The sequence below is a fragment of the Afipia felis ATCC 53690 genome (assembly GCF_000314735.2).
Taxonomy (GTDB): Bacteria; Pseudomonadota; Alphaproteobacteria; order Rhizobiales; family Xanthobacteraceae; genus Afipia; species Afipia felis.
Genome location: NZ_KB375270.1, coordinates 2,071,562 through 2,086,135 on the forward strand (window position 1 = coordinate 2,071,562; position 14,574 = coordinate 2,086,135).

17 protein-coding genes are annotated in these 14,574 nt (G+C 63.0%); 4 read left to right on the forward strand and 13 right to left on the reverse strand.

Annotated features, from left to right (window positions below; all coding sequences use genetic code 11):
• Positions 1–11: 11 nt before the first annotated feature.
• From prmB to uvrC, 5 genes are all read right to left on the reverse strand, one after another.
• The gene (gene prmB / locus HMPREF9697_RS09825; protein WP_002717051.1) at positions 12–1,004 is read right to left on the reverse strand and encodes a 50S ribosomal protein L3 N(5)-glutamine methyltransferase; all 993 of its coding nucleotides are present in this window, start codon (positions 1,002–1,004) and stop codon (positions 12–14) included.
• The gene (locus HMPREF9697_RS09830) at positions 1,004–1,477 is read right to left on the reverse strand and encodes a molybdenum cofactor biosynthesis protein MoaE (RefSeq protein ID WP_002717052.1); all 474 of its coding nucleotides are present in this window, start codon (positions 1,475–1,477) and stop codon (positions 1,004–1,006) included. Before HMPREF9697_RS09830 ends, prmB begins: the two co-directional genes overlap by 1 nt.
• 9 nt (positions 1,478–1,486) lie before the next feature.
• Entirely contained in the window at positions 1,487–1,738 is a 252-nt protein-coding gene (gene moaD, locus HMPREF9697_RS09835; RefSeq protein WP_002717053.1) for a molybdopterin converting factor subunit 1, read from the reverse strand.
• Positions 1,738–2,349 (reverse strand): CDP-diacylglycerol--glycerol-3-phosphate 3-phosphatidyltransferase, encoded by a 612-nt coding sequence (pgsA, locus tag HMPREF9697_RS09840; protein ID WP_002717054.1) that lies wholly within the window; start codon positions 2,347–2,349, stop codon positions 1,738–1,740. Before pgsA ends, moaD begins: the two co-directional genes overlap by 1 nt.
• Before the next feature lie 83 nt (positions 2,350–2,432).
• Entirely contained in the window at positions 2,433–4,484 is a 2,052-nt protein-coding gene (uvrC, locus tag HMPREF9697_RS09845) for an excinuclease ABC subunit UvrC (protein WP_172583896.1), read from the reverse strand.
• Positions 4,485–4,730: 246 nt separating this feature from the next.
• Here uvrC and HMPREF9697_RS09850 point away from each other — a divergent pair, with 246 nt between their 5' ends.
• Complete coding sequence (locus HMPREF9697_RS09850) at positions 4,731–5,360, forward strand: outer membrane protein (protein ID WP_002717056.1); 630 nt, start codon at positions 4,731–4,733, stop codon at positions 5,358–5,360.
• A 74-nt stretch (positions 5,361–5,434) separates the two neighbouring features.
• On the opposite strand, the gene HMPREF9697_RS09855 is transcribed toward HMPREF9697_RS09850, so the two are convergent.
• The 4 genes from HMPREF9697_RS09855 to HMPREF9697_RS09870 all read right to left on the reverse strand — a co-directional run bounded on the left by HMPREF9697_RS09855 (position 5,435) and on the right by HMPREF9697_RS09870 (position 7,987).
• Positions 5,435–5,650, reverse strand: coding sequence for a cold-shock protein (locus tag HMPREF9697_RS09855; RefSeq protein WP_002717057.1), 216 nt, complete (start codon positions 5,648–5,650; stop codon positions 5,435–5,437).
• A 127-nt stretch (positions 5,651–5,777) separates the two neighbouring features.
• Positions 5,778–6,641: a 23S rRNA (adenine(2030)-N(6))-methyltransferase RlmJ gene (locus HMPREF9697_RS09860; RefSeq protein ID WP_002717058.1), complete on the reverse strand. Its 864-nt coding sequence runs from the start codon at positions 6,639–6,641 to the stop codon at positions 5,778–5,780.
• A 67-nt stretch (positions 6,642–6,708) separates the two neighbouring features.
• Complete coding sequence (locus HMPREF9697_RS09865; RefSeq protein ID WP_002717059.1) at positions 6,709–7,410, reverse strand: ribonuclease T2 family protein; 702 nt, start codon at positions 7,408–7,410, stop codon at positions 6,709–6,711.
• 88 nt (positions 7,411–7,498) lie between these two features.
• Positions 7,499–7,987 carry a hypothetical protein gene (locus tag HMPREF9697_RS09870; RefSeq protein WP_040308209.1) on the reverse strand — a complete coding sequence of 163 codons (489 nt, stop codon included), beginning with the start codon at positions 7,985–7,987 and terminating at the stop codon, positions 7,499–7,501.
• A gap of 164 nt (positions 7,988–8,151) precedes the next feature.
• On the opposite strand from HMPREF9697_RS09870, the gene HMPREF9697_RS09875 reads away from it, so the two are divergent.
• Complete coding sequence (locus HMPREF9697_RS09875; protein ID WP_002717061.1) at positions 8,152–8,454, forward strand: hypothetical protein; 303 nt, start codon at positions 8,152–8,154, stop codon at positions 8,452–8,454.
• A 24-nt stretch (positions 8,455–8,478) separates the two neighbouring features.
• Positions 8,479–9,042, forward strand: a complete 564-nt coding sequence (locus tag HMPREF9697_RS09880; RefSeq protein ID WP_002717062.1) for a DUF3617 domain-containing protein — start codon at positions 8,479–8,481, stop codon at positions 9,040–9,042.
• Between the two features lie 67 nt (positions 9,043–9,109).
• Here HMPREF9697_RS09880 and HMPREF9697_RS09885 read toward each other — a convergent pair whose 3' ends face one another.
• Genes HMPREF9697_RS09885 through HMPREF9697_RS09900 form a run of 4 tightly spaced genes read right to left on the reverse strand, consistent with a single transcriptional unit; the run spans position 9,110 to position 13,021 of the window.
• Positions 9,110–9,346 (reverse strand): tautomerase family protein, encoded by a 237-nt coding sequence (locus tag HMPREF9697_RS09885; RefSeq protein ID WP_283804950.1) that lies wholly within the window; start codon positions 9,344–9,346, stop codon positions 9,110–9,112.
• On the reverse strand, positions 9,337–10,869 hold the full coding sequence (hisS, locus tag HMPREF9697_RS09890) for a histidine--tRNA ligase (RefSeq protein ID WP_002717064.1): 1,533 nt from the start codon (positions 10,867–10,869) through the stop codon (positions 9,337–9,339). Before hisS ends, HMPREF9697_RS09885 begins: the two co-directional genes overlap by 10 nt.
• A gap of 47 nt (positions 10,870–10,916) precedes the next feature.
• Positions 10,917–12,584, reverse strand: coding sequence for a pilus assembly protein TadG-related protein (locus tag HMPREF9697_RS09895; RefSeq protein ID WP_002717065.1), 1,668 nt, complete (start codon positions 12,582–12,584; stop codon positions 10,917–10,919).
• Positions 12,584–13,021, reverse strand: coding sequence for a TadE/TadG family type IV pilus assembly protein (locus HMPREF9697_RS09900; RefSeq protein ID WP_002717066.1), 438 nt, complete (start codon positions 13,019–13,021; stop codon positions 12,584–12,586). The genes HMPREF9697_RS09895 and HMPREF9697_RS09900 overlap by 1 nt, the downstream gene beginning before the upstream one ends.
• A 185-nt stretch (positions 13,022–13,206) precedes the next feature.
• Here HMPREF9697_RS09900 and aptA point away from each other — a divergent pair, with 185 nt between their 5' ends.
• Positions 13,207–14,547, forward strand: a complete 1,341-nt coding sequence (aptA, locus tag HMPREF9697_RS09905) for an omega-aminotransferase AptA (RefSeq protein WP_002717067.1) — start codon at positions 13,207–13,209, stop codon at positions 14,545–14,547.
• The last annotated feature ends 27 nt before the right edge of the window (positions 14,548–14,574 follow it).

The window sequence follows — 14,574 nt, forward strand, 5'->3', positions numbered from 1 at the left end:
CTCGAACTCGATCAGGCTAAGTCCTGTGCGCCGATCCAAAACACTTCGCCTTCCGAATCCTCCGTATCGAGCCAAAGCAGCGGCAGGTTCGGGAAAGCGTCCTCCACTGCCTCGCGGCAGCGGCCGACCTCGCAGAGCAGCCCACCATTCGGCGTCAGGTGCGCGGCCGCTTCATTGACGATCCGCCGCACGATATCGATGCCGTCCGTGCCGCCATCGAAAGCGAGCTTGGGCTCGTGGCGGCATTCGGGCGGCAACGAGGCCATGCCCTCCGCATCGACATAGGGCGGATTGGAGATAATGAGGTCGTAGCGCTCGCCGCCGAGCGGCGCGAACAGATCGCCTCTGTGCAGTGAAATACGGTCCTCAAGGCCGTAATCGGCGACGTTCTTCGCAGCCACGGCGAGCGCATCCTTCGAAATATCGACCGCGTCCAGCGCTGCATTGAAGAAGGTCTGCGCCGCGAGAATGGCAAGACAGCCCGAGCCGGTGCACAGATCGAGCACACGTCCGACGCTGCCCGGATCGTCGATCAGCGGCATCTCGCTCTCGCCGCTGAAATGCGAATCCAGCAATTCGCCGACGAAGGAACGCGGCACGATCACGCGCTCATCGACATAGAACGGCAGCCCGCGCATGTAGATTTTGTTGACGAGATACGCCACGGGCTTGCGTGTGCGCACACGCTGTTCAATCAGGCTGAGAAGTTTTGCGGCTTCCGCTTTGGTCACCCGTGCCTGCGCGAAGGTCTCGAACTGCTCGGGCGCAAGATGCAGCGTCTCGCTGATGAGAAATGCCGCCTCCGCAACCGGATCGGTGGTGCCGTGCGCGAACACCAGTTCGGCCTCGTTGAAGCGACTGACCGCATAACGCAGGAAATCAAGCAGCGTCAGCAGTTCGCCGGGCTTTGCCACCGGCGCGGCCTTGATACGCTGCGCAGCCTTGCGGCGCGGCGCAGCCTGCACAGCTTCCTTGCGCGCTGTTTTCTTCGCCTTGCGTGCCACTATTTATTCTCCCAGCGCGACGCCGCCGCGTCGTCATCGCCGCGGGCTTCGACCCAGACGTCCTTCGCCCCGGAAAGGCGTTTCTCTGTTTTCCAGAACGGCGCGTTGGTCTTGAGATAGTCCATCAGAAACTCCGCCGCCTGGAACGCGGCCTCGCGATGCGCCGACGCCGTCAGCACCAGAACGATGTTGTCACCCGGCGTGACGGTGCCGAAACGATGGATCACGGTGACGCCGGAGAGATGCCAGCGACGGCGCGCCTCCTCGGCGTGGCGACGGATTTCCGTCTCCGCCATGCCGGGATAGTGCTCCAGCGTCATCTCCGAGATTGCCAGATCGTCATCGCCGCTGCGGCAGATACCGATGAAGCTGACCACCGCGCCGATCTCGGGGCGGTCAGCCGTCAGCATCTTTGTTTCGAGCGCGGCGTCGAAATCGTCATGCTGCACGCGAACGGTAATCGGGATCGTCATCGTTGTGGCTCAACCACCGGTCATCGGCGGAAAGAATGCGATCTCGCGCGCGCCCGCGATAGCCGTCTCAGGCCTGACGTGGGCATGATCGATGGCTGCGCGAATGATCCCCGGCCTCTCGAACGCGCGGGCGTATTCCTCACCGCGCCCCGTCAGCCAGCCGATCAGGTCGCCAACCGTGCGCACGGCAGCGGGCGGATCGATCGTCTCTTCCGCCTTGCCGATGCGCTCGCGCACCCATGCGAAATAGAGAACCTTCATCACTCGTCCTCCACCAGATGATGGATTCCGGACCGGAAATAGTCCCATCCCGTATAAAGCGTAACGAGAGCCGATATCCACAACAGCGTGATGCCGATCGGGATGGTCGGCGGCAGGATCGCCTCGCCCGCCTCACCTGCGATCAGAAAGCCGATGGCCACCAGTTGAACAGTGGTCTTCCACTTCGCAAGCTGCGTCACCGGGACGCGGACATGGAGCGCTGCGAGATACTCGCGCAGGCCGGAAACGAGAATCTCGCGGCACAGGATCACGATCGCTGCCCACAGCGACCAGCCCTTGATGGTCTCGTCGGCCGCCAGCATCAGAAGGCAGGACGACACCAGGAGCTTGTCGGCAATCGGATCGAGCATCCGGCCGAACGCCGATTGCTGATTCCAGATGCGCGCATAGTAACCGTCGAAGAAGTCCGTCACCGCCGCAATGATAAAAACCGCGAGCGCGATCCAGCGCAGCCACAGCGGCCCGTTGCCGATCGACTGGGCATACATGCAGGCGACCACGATCGGCACGGCCGCGATCCGCGAGTACGTCAGGATATTCGGCAGCGCAAACGAGTGTTTGAGCGGCTTGCGGGTGGTCACACTGGACATGGGCACGATACCAATACTGTGCGGCTCCCAAGGTCAACACCGAAGGCGATCATGACGGTCATGTCCCCCATCAAGCTCGTCTTTCAGGACCGGGTGGGATGGAAGAAATCATGGATTCGGCGTGCGCTTTCGGCGCTCACACCCGGAACCTTGCCGAGGTCCGCCAGCGAGGCCCGTTCGATCTCCTTCAACGTCCCGAAATGGTGCAGCAATGCCCGCTTGCGGGCCGGGCCGATGCCGGGAATTTCCTGCAAACCTGCCTCGCGAATGTCCTTCTTGCGCAGCTTGCGGTGCGAGCCGATCACGAAACGGTGCGCTTCGTCGCGCAGCCGCTGGATGAAATACAAAACCGGATCGCGCGGCTCGAGCTTGATAGCCGGACGATCCGGCAGGAATAGCGTCTCGCGCCCGGCGTCACGGTCAGGCCCCTTGGCGACCGACATCAGCGACACGCCGCTGACGCCGAGTTCATCGAAAATCTGACGCACCGCGTTCAACTGGCCGAGGCCACCGTCGATGATGACGAGATCCGGCCATTGCGGCACGTCGTCGTCCTTGGCCTGCGCGTTCGCATCTCCGGACAGCAGCCGTTTGAAACGGCGCTGCAGTACCTCGCGCATCATGCCGTAGTCATCGCCCGGCGTGAGGCTCTCCGAGCGGATGTTGAACTTGCGATACTGGTTCTTCATGAAGCCTTCCGGCCCCGCGACCACCATCGCACCGACCGCATTGGTGCCCTGAATGTGGCTGTTGTCGTAGATCTCGATCCGGCGCGGCGGCTTCGGCAATTGCAGCGCGCTGACAAGAGCATCGAGCAGCCGCGTCTGGGTCGCGGTGTCGGCGAGCTTGCGGCCGAGCGCCTCGCGCGCATTGGTCAGCGCGTGATTGACCAACTCCTTCTTCTCGCCACGCTGCGGCGTCGACACTTCAACCTTGAAACCGGCCTTGATGCTGAGCGCGTTCGCGAGCAACTCGTCTTCCTCGATCTTATGGGACAGCAGCACGAGCCTCGGCGGCGGCTTGCCGTCGTAGAACTGCGACAGGAACGAGCCCAGCACCTCCGCCGCCGCAAGCGATTTGTCGGCGCGCGGGAAATAGGCGCGGTTGCCCCAATTCTGTCCGGTGCGGAAGAAAAACACCTCAACGCAACTGTAGCCGCCTTCCTGATGGATGGCGAACACGTCGGCCTCTTCCACCGTGCGCGGATTGATGCCCTGCTGCGCCTGCACCGCCGACAGCGCCGCCAGACGGTCGCGATAAAGCGCCGCGCGCTCGAATTCGAGTTCGGCGGACGCGGCTTCCATCTCGTCTGCCAATTGGCTCTTCACCGCGCGGCTGCGGCCGGAGAGGAAATCCGTCGCTTCGCGCACGAGCTCCGTATAGGCGGGAAAATCGATCTCGCCGGTGCATGGCCCCGCGCAGCGCTTGATCTGGAACAGGAGGCATGGCCGGCTGCGCCCCTCGAAGAACGAATCCGTGCAAGAGCGGATCAAAAACGCGCGCTGCAGCGCCGTCAGCGTCCGATTGACCGCGCCGACGGATGCGAATGGCCCGAAATAGCGGCCGGGGCGTGTCTGCGCACCACGATGCTTGACGAGCTGCGGCGCCCAGTGATCGCCGGTGATGAGAATGTACGGGAACGACTTGTCGTCGCGCAGCAACACGTTGAAGCGCGGACGCAACTGCTTGATGAGATTCGCTTCGAGCAGCAGCGCTTCGGTCTCGGTCGCGGTCGAAATGATTTCAACATTGACCGTTGCCGCGATCATCCGCGCGATCCGCGCCGGGTGGCCGGTAGGGCGGGCATAGGACGCAAGGCGTTTTTTCACGCTCTTGGCCTTGCCGACATAGAGCACGTCGCCGCCCTCGTTGAGCATGCGGTAGACGCCGGGCGAGGTCGGCGCGAGCTTCACCGCTTTCTCGATCGCGGCGCGGCCCATGCCGAGACGGCTTTCGCCGTCCCACGCGATATCGTCCTCCACCGGCTCGGGGAGCACGGAGTCATCCTCTTCCGGATTGGTGACGGCAAGGTCGAGGTCCTGCGGCGGAACATCGCCGGAACTCACCGGAGTCGCTTGGCCCGGCGCAGGCGAGCCCGCCACGGGATCATCAACGCTCCGCCTTGGCGGGGCCATCGATCCTTCATGATCGTCGCTATTCATGGCCCCAAATTAGTGATCGCAAAGGCCCACGGCCAGCGTCTGGTAAGATTCTCTTAACAATGATCCGCCCCGAAAACCCCGCGTTAAGAAGTGTTTAACGTAAAACTCTCGATAAATTTTACGCAGAAAAGACGGACTTTCGTAACCACGAGGGTCCGGGGCCGCAGCCTAAGAGCGCGGTTTGAAAAGTAAGTGGCGTATGCGTCGGGAGTATTTGAGATGTTGAAGAAAGCCCTCGGAGTCGCGGTCCTGGCCGTGAGCAGCGCTGCGAGTGCCCAGGCAGCCGATCTGAGCTATCGCAGTCAGGCGCAGCCCTACACCGTCAACCAGCCCCTGAACGGCTATAGCTGGGCGGGCCCCTATCTCGGCGCCAACCTCGGTTACAATTGGGGCACTGTCTCCAACAGCGGGACCAGCCCCTCGGGAATCAGCGGCGGTATACAGGGCGGCTACAACTGGCAATTCGGCAGCCCGTGGGTGCTCGGCATCGAGGCCGACCTGCAGGCCACCGGCGCCGACGACACTTTCGCATCGTGGAAGTTCTCTAACCCCTGGTACGGCACCATCCGCGGCCGCGTCGGCTACGCGATCAACCCGAACTTCTTGGTCTACGGCACCGGCGGCTTTGCCTTCGGCGAACTGAAGGGCTCCGCCCCGGGCTTCACCGAAAGCCGGACCACCGGAGGCTGGACTCTCGGCGCAGGCGCGGAGTTCGCGCTGAACAACTCTTGGTCGCTGAAGGCCGAATACATGTACGTCGACCTCAGCAGCAGCAACTTCTTGGTCACCAATCTGCCGAACGGCTACCACTTCTCGACCGTACGCGTCGGCGTGAACTATCACTTCTGATCGTCGCCGAAGCTCCGCTTCGCGCTTCTCAATCCCGGGCCTTGCGCCCGGGATTTTTCATGAGGCGGCAGGCCTCAGGGCGAGACTACGAGATCGACCGCCTTCGGACCCTTGCCCTTCTTGTCGGGCTCGACCTCGAACGTGATACGCTGACCTTCGATCAGGTTCTTCAGCCCGGCCTTTTCGACCGCGGTAATGTGGACGAAGACATCCCGCCCGCCGTCGTCGGGCTTGATGAAGCCGTAGCCACGCTCCGCATTGAAGAACTTCACTGTCCCCGTCATTGCCATCGGGATGCCTCCCCGCAGATAGCCTCGACCGGCGTCCCCACGCCGATCCCCCGTTACCAGCTAATCACTGCGGCGCAGACTTGACTATTGCCTATGTGGGGACTCGGAAAAAATACCGAGGTACCCCTCAGGGGCGGACGGTCTCGATGCGGTAGCGCCCGGCTCCGCCAAGGCCGAGGGGTTTTTCCAGTTCCGGCAGGATCGTCCTGAGCTCGGAGGCGAGCGTCCAAGGCGGGTTGACGATCAGAAGTCCGGTCGAAACCAGCCCGCTGTCGGCAGTCTGCGGGGCGACGCTGAACTCAACGCGCAGGCAGTTCTCGTTGCCGCCCTCACGCGCCGCTGCCACTGAAGCCACGTCCCGCGCGAGCCGCTCCGGCCCACGCCGCTCCTTGGCCGGATACCAGAGCATGTAGATTCCGGTCGGCCATTTGGCATAGGCCGCAGCGAACTTCTCCGCGAGACGCGAGAACTCGTCCTTGTCCTCGAACGGCGGATCGATCAGCACCAGCCCGCGCCGCTCGTTCGGCGGCACGTAGGCGGTCAGCGCGGTCCAGCCGTTGAGATCGACCACGCGCGCCTGCGGATCGCGGGAGAGGTTGCTGATCAGTTCCTTGCGGGCGGCATCCTGAATCTCGCACGCCACCATCCGGTCCTGCGGACGCAGCAGCGCCCGCGCGATCAGCGGCGAACCGGGATAAGCGATCAACTCGCGCGGCGGGTTGAAGGCGCGGACGATGTCGAGATAGGGCGCAACCAGCGCCTGCGCCTCGTCCGAGAAACGCGCCTGAAGAATGCGCGCGACGCCGAAACGCCACTCACCGCTGCGCTGGGCCTCGTCGCCCGTCAGGTCGTAACGGCCCGCGCCCGCATGGGTGTCGATGACACGAAACGCCGACTGCTTCTGATGCAGATAGGTTAGAATCCGCGTCAGCACGATGTGCTTGATGACGTCCGCGAAATTGCCGGCGTGGAAGGCGTGGCGATAATTCATCGACGCGGCTTACGATATGGCGGTGATTTAGGCAAAGCCTCCGGCTCTACGTCAAAGCGAACCGCGATTAGCCGCCGCGCATCGGCGGCATTACGATCTGGCTGCGGCGGCAGGCGCTGCGGTCGACCTGCTCGCAGGCGCGGAACTGCAAATCCTTGTTCATGCAGATCCGCACTTCGCCGAGCCTGCGGCTGTCGCAGCGCACCGCGATGGCGGAGGCACTGAGACCCGGATTGGCCTTGATGAAGGCTTCCTCCACCTCATTCGGCGACACTGTCTTGGGCGCGGTAAGATCGAGATATTCCTCCGGAATCTTCACCACGGCGCGGGCCTTGCGGATGGTCTCGAAATAGGCGCGCGCGCCCAGCCCCGAGCAGGTGCCGTGCTTGTCCCATTCGTTGTAGATCAGTCCCGGCGCAGGCATCAGATCGAGCATCGAGCGCATGACGTTGCGGTCGAGCCGCGGCGAAGGACGCTGGCAATATTCGGGATAGCCGCGCTCATATTGTGGCCACAGCCCATGTACCACGAAGGAATAGGGCCGGCCGCCGCATTGCGCCTGGGTGCCGCGCCCGTTGTGGCCGCGCTCGCGCGCCGCCTCGCAGAAGGACGGCGACCAGGACAACGACAGCACGTAGAAATCGAAAGCGCCCGGCGCGTTCTGGCGGTGATCCTGCGCGGATGCATGCGCGCCTGTCAGCAACACCGCACCCACGGCGACCGCAAGCGAAGCGAACCCGCGACGCCAACCCTTCCAACAACGGATCATGGAGATGCCCCTTCCCTACGCCGCCGCGAAGCTAGCGAGGCGCTCGGAACATTACAAGAACAAATAGCAGCAGACCGAATCGGCAGCGTTACGGCATCGCCGCGCGGCAGTTGCGGCCGTAGGCCCAGTTGCGGTCCAGCCCGACCACACACCATTCAACGCCAGAGGTGAGCCCCATCCCCGCGAAGTCGCCGTCCTCAATAATGGAATAGCGCACGAGGCGCGGCCGGCCGTCGCTGATCATCGCGCTCGCCGTGCAAAAGCGGCGGGGAATCGCGTTGTAGGCGCCGTTCGGGCTTTCCCACGGGCGGAAGCCCACCTCGCGCACATCGGCAAAACCGGTGATACGCAGGTCGGAATTCCAGTAGGTCGATTCCTTCTGCGCGAACTGGTGCGAGATCGTGTACAGCACCTGCTCGCACTGGTTGACCTTGCCATCATAGCGTGGGCCGGACAGCCAGAAATTCAATTCCAGCGGGTTGGCAGCGCGGGCGCTGTCGGGCGCGGAGATCGCACCGAACGCCGCGAACAGCATGGCGAAAACCGCAATCCGCGGCGACGAGAAAACAATGCGCATGTGACGAAAGCCCATAAATGAGTTGCCGGACGGTGCCGCGAAGCCTCATCCCGGTCAAGTGCAGCGCGGCAACACCTTCGGACAACACCCCCTCAACTACCCGCGAGCGCTTTCAAAGCCGCCCCGGCGAGGCTAGACTCAGCTTCAAATCGAAGGAGCTTTCCATGCGCATGAACGGACGTTGGATGATGGCGGCAGCGGCGATCGCCTGCGGTATCGCGGTGAGCACGCCGGCACAGGCCGACTGGGTTCCGCCGTTCAAGGGCAACGACACCGGCGGCATCATCGCTTACGCGCTCTACCAGCAGGGCGCGGACATCAAGACGATGGCGACCAACCATTGCGCCCGCTACGGCAAGATCGTGAAGCTCACCGGCGTCGATGCACAGTATGGCGGCTACATTTCCTTCGCCTGCGTCTGGGTGCCACCCGGCCACTATCAGCGACCGCTGCACGCAGCCTACTGATCTTCGGATCGAACAGGATCGGCCATGACGTCTCGTCTGATCCTTCAAGCCGCCGCTCTGGCTTTCATCTGTTCTTGTGTGACGGCGGCAAACGCCGCTTCGCTCGACGATATCCCGAACCGCAAGCCGGGGTTGTGGGAAATCAAAATGGTCTCCGCTGACGCGCGGATACCGCCGCAGACGATCCAGCAGTGTACGGACGCCAGCACCGACGCCGACATGCGCACGACCTTCAGCCCGATGGCGAAGGAGATGTGCTCGCAGCAGAACATGCAGAAAACAACGACCGGCTACAGCATCGATGCCACGTGTAGCTTCCACGGCATCGCCTCGACCTCGCACACCGACATCAGCGGCGATTTCAATTCCGCTTACACGGTGAAGGTTTCCACCACACAGAGCAACGGCCCAGCCGGCGTCGCGCAGGCAGGCGACATGACCATGAACGCCACATGGGTCGGTCCCTGCAAGGACGGACAAAAGGCCGGGGACATCATCATGCCGGGCGGCATCAAGATGAATGTCAACGACATGAAGGCGTTGCGCGCGCTGATCCCGCAGCAGGTGCCGTCAGCCCATCAGCACTGAGATAGCGTTTTCAAGCGAAGCGGGAACCGGTTTGCGCAAAGAAAACGCGTCAACAATCTAGAACCCGTTACGCCTTCTTCTGGCGCTCCAGATAGGTCTTGCCGCCCTTCATCTTGTGCTGGAGCGGCGCCTCGTTGATCTGGATCACCACCGCATCGGGCTCGACACCGAGATTCTTCACGAGCGCGGCGGTGATGTCGACCATCATGCCTTTCTTCTGCTCGTCGGTGCGGCCGGCCGCCATGTTGATCGTGATCTCGGGCATGACGTTTCTCCGCGTTCGATGTGAAGGGCTTAAGTCCAGTTGATGTCGTGACGCGCCAGTACCTTGCGCACGCCCTCGACGAGCTCGCTTTCGCTCACCGCAAACTGCGCCTCGTGCTGCTGCTTTTGCAGGAATGCCTCGCGATCCGCACCCTCGCCGCCGACCTGCGCGCCGAGAATGAGATCCTTGATCTGCACGATACCCTTCGCCTTCTCGTCGCCGCCCTGAATGATGGCGCAAGGCGAGTTGCGACGGTCGGCATATTTGAACTGCACACCGAGATTGTTCTTCGGATTGCCGAGATACATCTCGGCACGGATACCGTCATTGCGTAAGCTCGTGACGAATTTCTGGTATTGCGCGATCTCGTTGCGATCCATCACCAGCACGACGACGGGGCCGGCTTCCGGCGTGGTGTCGACCTTGCCGAGCAGAGTGAGCGCGGCCTGCAGGCGCGAGACGCCGATGGAGAAACCCGTCGCGGGCACCGGCTCGCCACGGAAGCGCGACACGAGGCCATCGTAGCGCCCGCCGCCACCGACCGAGCCGAACCGCACCGGGCGGCCCTTCTCGTCCCTGGTCTCAAGCAGGAGTTCAACTTCGTAGACCGGACCGGTGTAATATTCGAGGCCGCGAATGACGGACGGATCGATCTTGATCCGGCCAGCATACTGCTCGGAGTAGAGCTTCGACATCTGCGCGAGTTCGTCCACGCCTTCGATGCCGACTTTGGAATTTCCAACTCGGTCGCGCATGTTGGCGAGCGTGGCCTCATCCGATACGCCGATTGCGCTCGTACCTTCACCACTGCCGATGAAATTGATGATCGCGTTGATCTGGGAGTCTTTCAGACCAGCGCCCTTGGTGAAATCGCCCTTGCCTTCTTCGCCACCATCCCAACGGCCAGGGCCAAGCAGCTTGATGATCTCGTTCGCATGAAATTTGTCGGCTTTATCTATTGCGCGCATGACGGTGAGCCATTGCCCATCGTCGGTGACTCCTTCGTTTTCACGAATGCCGTCGAGTACCTTGCGATTGTTGATCCTGACAATGCACTGCGAAGCACCGATGCCCAGCGCCTCCATCGTATCGGCGGCCATCATGCACATCTCGGCGTCGGCGGCGGGCGAAGCGGAGCCCACCGTGTCGGCATCGAACTGCATGAACTGACGGAAGCGGCCCGGGCCCGGCTTCTCGTTGCGATAAACATAGCCGTTGCGATAGCTGCGATAAGGCTTCGGCAGCGTGTCGAAATTCTCCGCCACATAGCGCGCGAGCGGCGCGGTGAGATCGTAGCGCAGCGAGATCCACTGCTCGTCGTCGTCCTGGAACGAGAACACGCCTTCGTTCGGCCGATCCTGATCGGGCAGGAATTTGCCGAGCGCGTCGGTATACTCCATCGCCGGCGTCTCGACCGGCTCGAAGCCGTAACGTTCATAGACGGCGCGGATTTTTTCCACCATCACGCGCGTCGCAGCGATCTCGGCGGGGGTGCGGTCAACGAGGCCGCGCGGCAGGCGGGCACGAAGTTTCTGCGGTTTTTTGGATTTCTTGTCGGACATGGGCGGTTGGTACCAGCCGCCTAAACGTCCGGCAAGCGCCCAAGAGGTCAGTTCACCAGCACGGCGCCGTCGCAGCGGATACCCGCGACCCAGACGTCCGCCTGACCGAGGCCGACCCCGAGCGTCTGCAGCACGGTGTTGAGCAGCGTGTCGATCGAGCCGGTCGCGCCCGAAATAATCGACGTCACCTGCGGCCCCAGTCCGGGGATCGGCAGCGCCAGCGGGCCGAGCTGGATCGCGAGCGTCAGATCACCGAGCAGGCTCCCCGTGAGCGAGGACGTGAACGAGGTGGTGTTCACGGTCTTGCGCGTCTGCGCCTGAATGTCGGCATAGGTGAAATTCACATTGGTCGGCGCGGAATTCGCCATCGTCGCATGGGCACGGCCCGTGACCTTGATGGCGCCGAGATCGACGATGGTCGCGGCCGGCGGGTTTGGCTTGCTGGTAAAGTTCGCCATGTCGGCACTGGAGACGCCGCCGATCCACGCATCGACGATACCGGGCGAGACGCCAAGTTGCGCCGTCGAAGACGAAATATTGGGATAGCCGCAACTTACATTGTTGAGCGTCGCGGTGCCGGCCGCGACTTCGACATAGACTGGCAGGTTCACCGCCCCGACCGATCCGCTGCCCAGCAAATTGACCACCGCGAGGATACGGGTCTGCGCGGTGTGCACGCTCGCCCCCGCCTGCCCGATGGTGATCCAGCTCGATCCTACCGGCCGTTCGCCGACCGTGATCTGGAGCGCCACAGACGCGATTCCGGGCAGGCCGAGTTGGAGGTTGGTCGCGATCTGATGCGTGCCATTGGCAAGCTGCGCCGTCGCCGACAACAGGTCGAGCGCGGCGAGATCGACGCCGACCTTCGGCCGCTGGCCTACAATCATATCACTGTAGGGACCCGCATTGATCAGATTGCCGAGCATAACCTTGGTGGTGACGCCTGCCAGCGACGAGCCGACGCTCGATAACGCGCTGCTCGCCGTGCCGGTGACGCCACTCGACTGTAGCGCGGCAACAATGTCCGTGACCTTCAAATTGGATTGCAGCAACGAGTCGTAACTGACGCCGGTCAAATTCGCACGCGTCGCGAGCGCCGACATGAAGTCGAACAGGTTGATCTTGGCATTCGCCAGCGCCTGATAGTCCATCACCGAGAGCGACAGCGACGTGCCGAGCATCTGCCCAAGCAACTGGTTGAGCAGTCCACCGTTCAGCGAGGCGAGCCGCGAACCGATCGCGAAGGTCGCAAGCTGCGTAGTGCTCGCGACCGAGGTGACCCGCAGATTCATCGTCGAATCGCCGGTCAGCACCTTGCCAAAGAACAGCGGCGTCCTGGTCTGCATGGTCACGCGCACGGCGTTGGCAGGCGTGCCCCCGACAGAAAAGCGCTGCTGCGGCACGAGCGACGTGTCCGCTTTGTAGATGCCGGTCTCGACAGCCACGAGCGAGTCCGGCGGGAAGTTGTTTTTGGCCACGGTGGCCGCAGCAGCGCGAGGAGCACGGGTGATGTCGCTCGCCGCCACGATGGCAGCGAGATCGGCCGCGCTTTGCGCGCGGCGTTTGTCGGTGAAGATCGCGCCGACATCGACACCGAGCGCGGCGCAGCCTGTCACGACCAGCATGCAGGCCGCCGCCATGATGGCGATGTTGCCGCGCTCGTCGATGATGAAGCGACGACCAAGGTGCCACCCGATCTTTTCCGATCGCGCCATCAATAGCCTCCGCGCGGAATGGCGGCCGAGCGCACGATGACCGGCGGCGGCGCGGGGACGAAGGATGGCAACGAATAAATGAACGTATTCGAAGCGTCGTAGTTGACGGTGACGACGAACACATTGGGATCGGCGCCGGAGGTAGCAGCGTTCACGGAAAGATGCGCGGGCACGATCAACGGATAGCTCGCCGCATTCTGGGTGACATAGTTTGCGGCGAGCGCCTTGCGTTCAGTTTCGCTCAGCCCCGCGACCGAGGTGCGCGCGGCTTCGGCCGCCAGTTGCTGCACGTCGTGGACCATTGCGAGGTAAGCGCCGAACATCACGATGCCGAACACCAGCAGCATGAACACCGGCAACACCACCGCGAATTCGACGGCGGACGCGCCTGAATGCGCGCGGCAAAAATCAGGGAAGTGGTGAAAGCGCGGTGTCATGTGGGCATGATGCACACACAACTTTTAACAGGTGACAAAAGATATATACTATCTCTGGTAGTATAAATATGCCGTCGCAGATGCGCAGGACAACGGAGGCCAGCGATGCGCGCGCCGTCGTTCCGCTTGCAATGCCGACCTGATAGGGTCCGCGCCATCTGCCTGCCGCAGGAAGGAAATCTATCTTGAATATTCAGCAGTCCCGCTCCGTTTTGTCGCCGAACGACCTCGCCGCCTATTGGATGCCGTTTACCGCCAACCGCGCCTTCAAGCAGGCGCCGCGCATGCTTACCGGCGCAAAGGACATGCACTACTTCACCAGCGACGGGCGCCAGATCATCGACGCCGCCTCCGGCATGTGGTGCTCGAACGCGGGCCATTGCCGCGAACCAATCACGCAAGCGATCGCCAAGCAGGCGGCGACGATGGACTACGCGCCGCCGTTCCAGTTCGGGCATCCGCAGGCGTTCGAGCTTGCCAATCGCGTCGCGGCGCTTGGCCCGGAGGGGCTCGACCATGTGTTCTTCTGTAATTCGGGATCGGAAGCGGTCGACACCGCGCTGAAGATCGCGCTCGCCTATCATGCGACGCGTGGCGAGGCGTCCCGCACGCGGCTGATCGGGCGCGAGCGCGGCTATCACGGCGTCGGCTTTGGCGGCATCTCGGTCGGCGGCATGGTCAACAACCGCCGCCTGTTCGGTGCGCTGCTGAACGGCACCGACCATTTGCCTACCATCTATGAGCGGGAGCATCAGGCCTTCACCAAGGGCGAGCCTGAATGGGGCGCGCACCTCGCCGACGAACTCGAGCGCATCGTCGGAATTCACGGCAAGGACACCGTCGCCGCTGTGATTGTCGAGCCGATGGCGGGCTCGACCGGCGTGCTGGTCACGCCGAAGGGCTACCTCCAGCGGCTGCGCGCGATCTGCGACAAGTACAACATCCTCTTGATCTTCGACGAGGTCATTACGGGCTTCGGCCGCCTCGGCTATGCCTTCGCCGCCGAGCGCTACGGCGTGGTGCCGGACATGATCACCTTCGCCAAGGGCATCACCAACGGCGCGGTGCCGATGGGCGGCGTGCTGATCCGCAACGACATCCACGACGCCTTCATGAAGGGGCCGGAGCACATCGTCGAACTGTTCCACGGCTACACCTACTCAGCACATCCGCTCGCCTGCGCCGCGGGTCTCGCGACGCTCGACATCTACCGCGACGAGGGACTGTTCGAGCGCGCCCGCAAGCTGGAGCCGCTGTTCGCCGACGCCGTAATGGAACTGCGCAAGGAACCGAACGTCATCGACATCCGTACCGTCGGCCTGACCGCGGGCATCGACCTCGCGCCCAAGGACGGCCAGGTCGGCCTGCGCGGCCTCACGGCGCTCGCCAACGGCTTCAGCGAGCATGACGTGATGATCCGCGTGGCGGGCGATACGATCGCCCTGACGCCACCCTTGATCGTGAGCGAGGCTCAGATCGGCGAGATCATGGACAAGGTCGCCGCCGTCATCCGCTCGGTCGCCTGAGCCAGCACCCATCCCTTCCCCGGCGCC

Excerpts from the sequence above, each read along its gene's own strand:
- HMPREF9697_RS09875 (WP_002717061.1), top strand. The coding sequence starts at position 8,152 with ATGCGCATGAACGGACGTTGGATGATGGCGGCAGCGGCGATCGCCTGC.
- HMPREF9697_RS09860 (WP_002717058.1), bottom strand. The coding sequence starts at position 6,641 with ATGAATTATCGCCACGCCTTCCACGCCGGCAATTTCGCGGACGTCATC.
- moaD (WP_002717053.1), bottom strand. The coding sequence starts at position 1,738 with ATGAAGGTTCTCTATTTCGCATGGGTGCGCGAGCGCATCGGCAAGGCG.
- HMPREF9697_RS09880 (WP_002717062.1), top strand. The coding sequence starts at position 8,479 with ATGACGTCTCGTCTGATCCTTCAAGCCGCCGCTCTGGCTTTCATCTGT.
- HMPREF9697_RS09900 (WP_002717066.1), bottom strand. The coding sequence starts at position 13,021 with ATGACACCGCGCTTTCACCACTTCCCTGATTTTTGCCGCGCGCATTCA.
- hisS (WP_002717064.1), bottom strand. The coding sequence starts at position 10,869 with ATGTCCGACAAGAAATCCAAAAAACCGCAGAAACTTCGTGCCCGCCTG.
- HMPREF9697_RS09855 (WP_002717057.1), bottom strand. The coding sequence starts at position 5,650 with ATGGCAATGACGGGGACAGTGAAGTTCTTCAATGCGGAGCGTGGCTAC.
- HMPREF9697_RS09830 (WP_002717052.1), bottom strand. The coding sequence starts at position 1,477 with ATGACGATCCCGATTACCGTTCGCGTGCAGCATGACGATTTCGACGCC.
- HMPREF9697_RS09870 (WP_040308209.1), bottom strand. The coding sequence starts at position 7,987 with ATGCGCATTGTTTTCTCGTCGCCGCGGATTGCGGTTTTCGCCATGCTG.
- HMPREF9697_RS09895 (WP_002717065.1), bottom strand. The coding sequence starts at position 12,584 with ATGGCGCGATCGGAAAAGATCGGGTGGCACCTTGGTCGTCGCTTCATC.
- uvrC (WP_172583896.1), bottom strand. The coding sequence starts at position 4,484 with ATGGCCCCGCCAAGGCGGAGCGTTGATGATCCCGTGGCGGGCTCGCCT.
- HMPREF9697_RS09865 (WP_002717059.1), bottom strand. The coding sequence starts at position 7,410 with ATGATCCGTTGTTGGAAGGGTTGGCGTCGCGGGTTCGCTTCGCTTGCG.
- pgsA (WP_002717054.1), bottom strand. The coding sequence starts at position 2,349 with ATGTCCAGTGTGACCACCCGCAAGCCGCTCAAACACTCGTTTGCGCTG.
- HMPREF9697_RS09850 (WP_002717056.1), top strand. The coding sequence starts at position 4,731 with ATGTTGAAGAAAGCCCTCGGAGTCGCGGTCCTGGCCGTGAGCAGCGCT.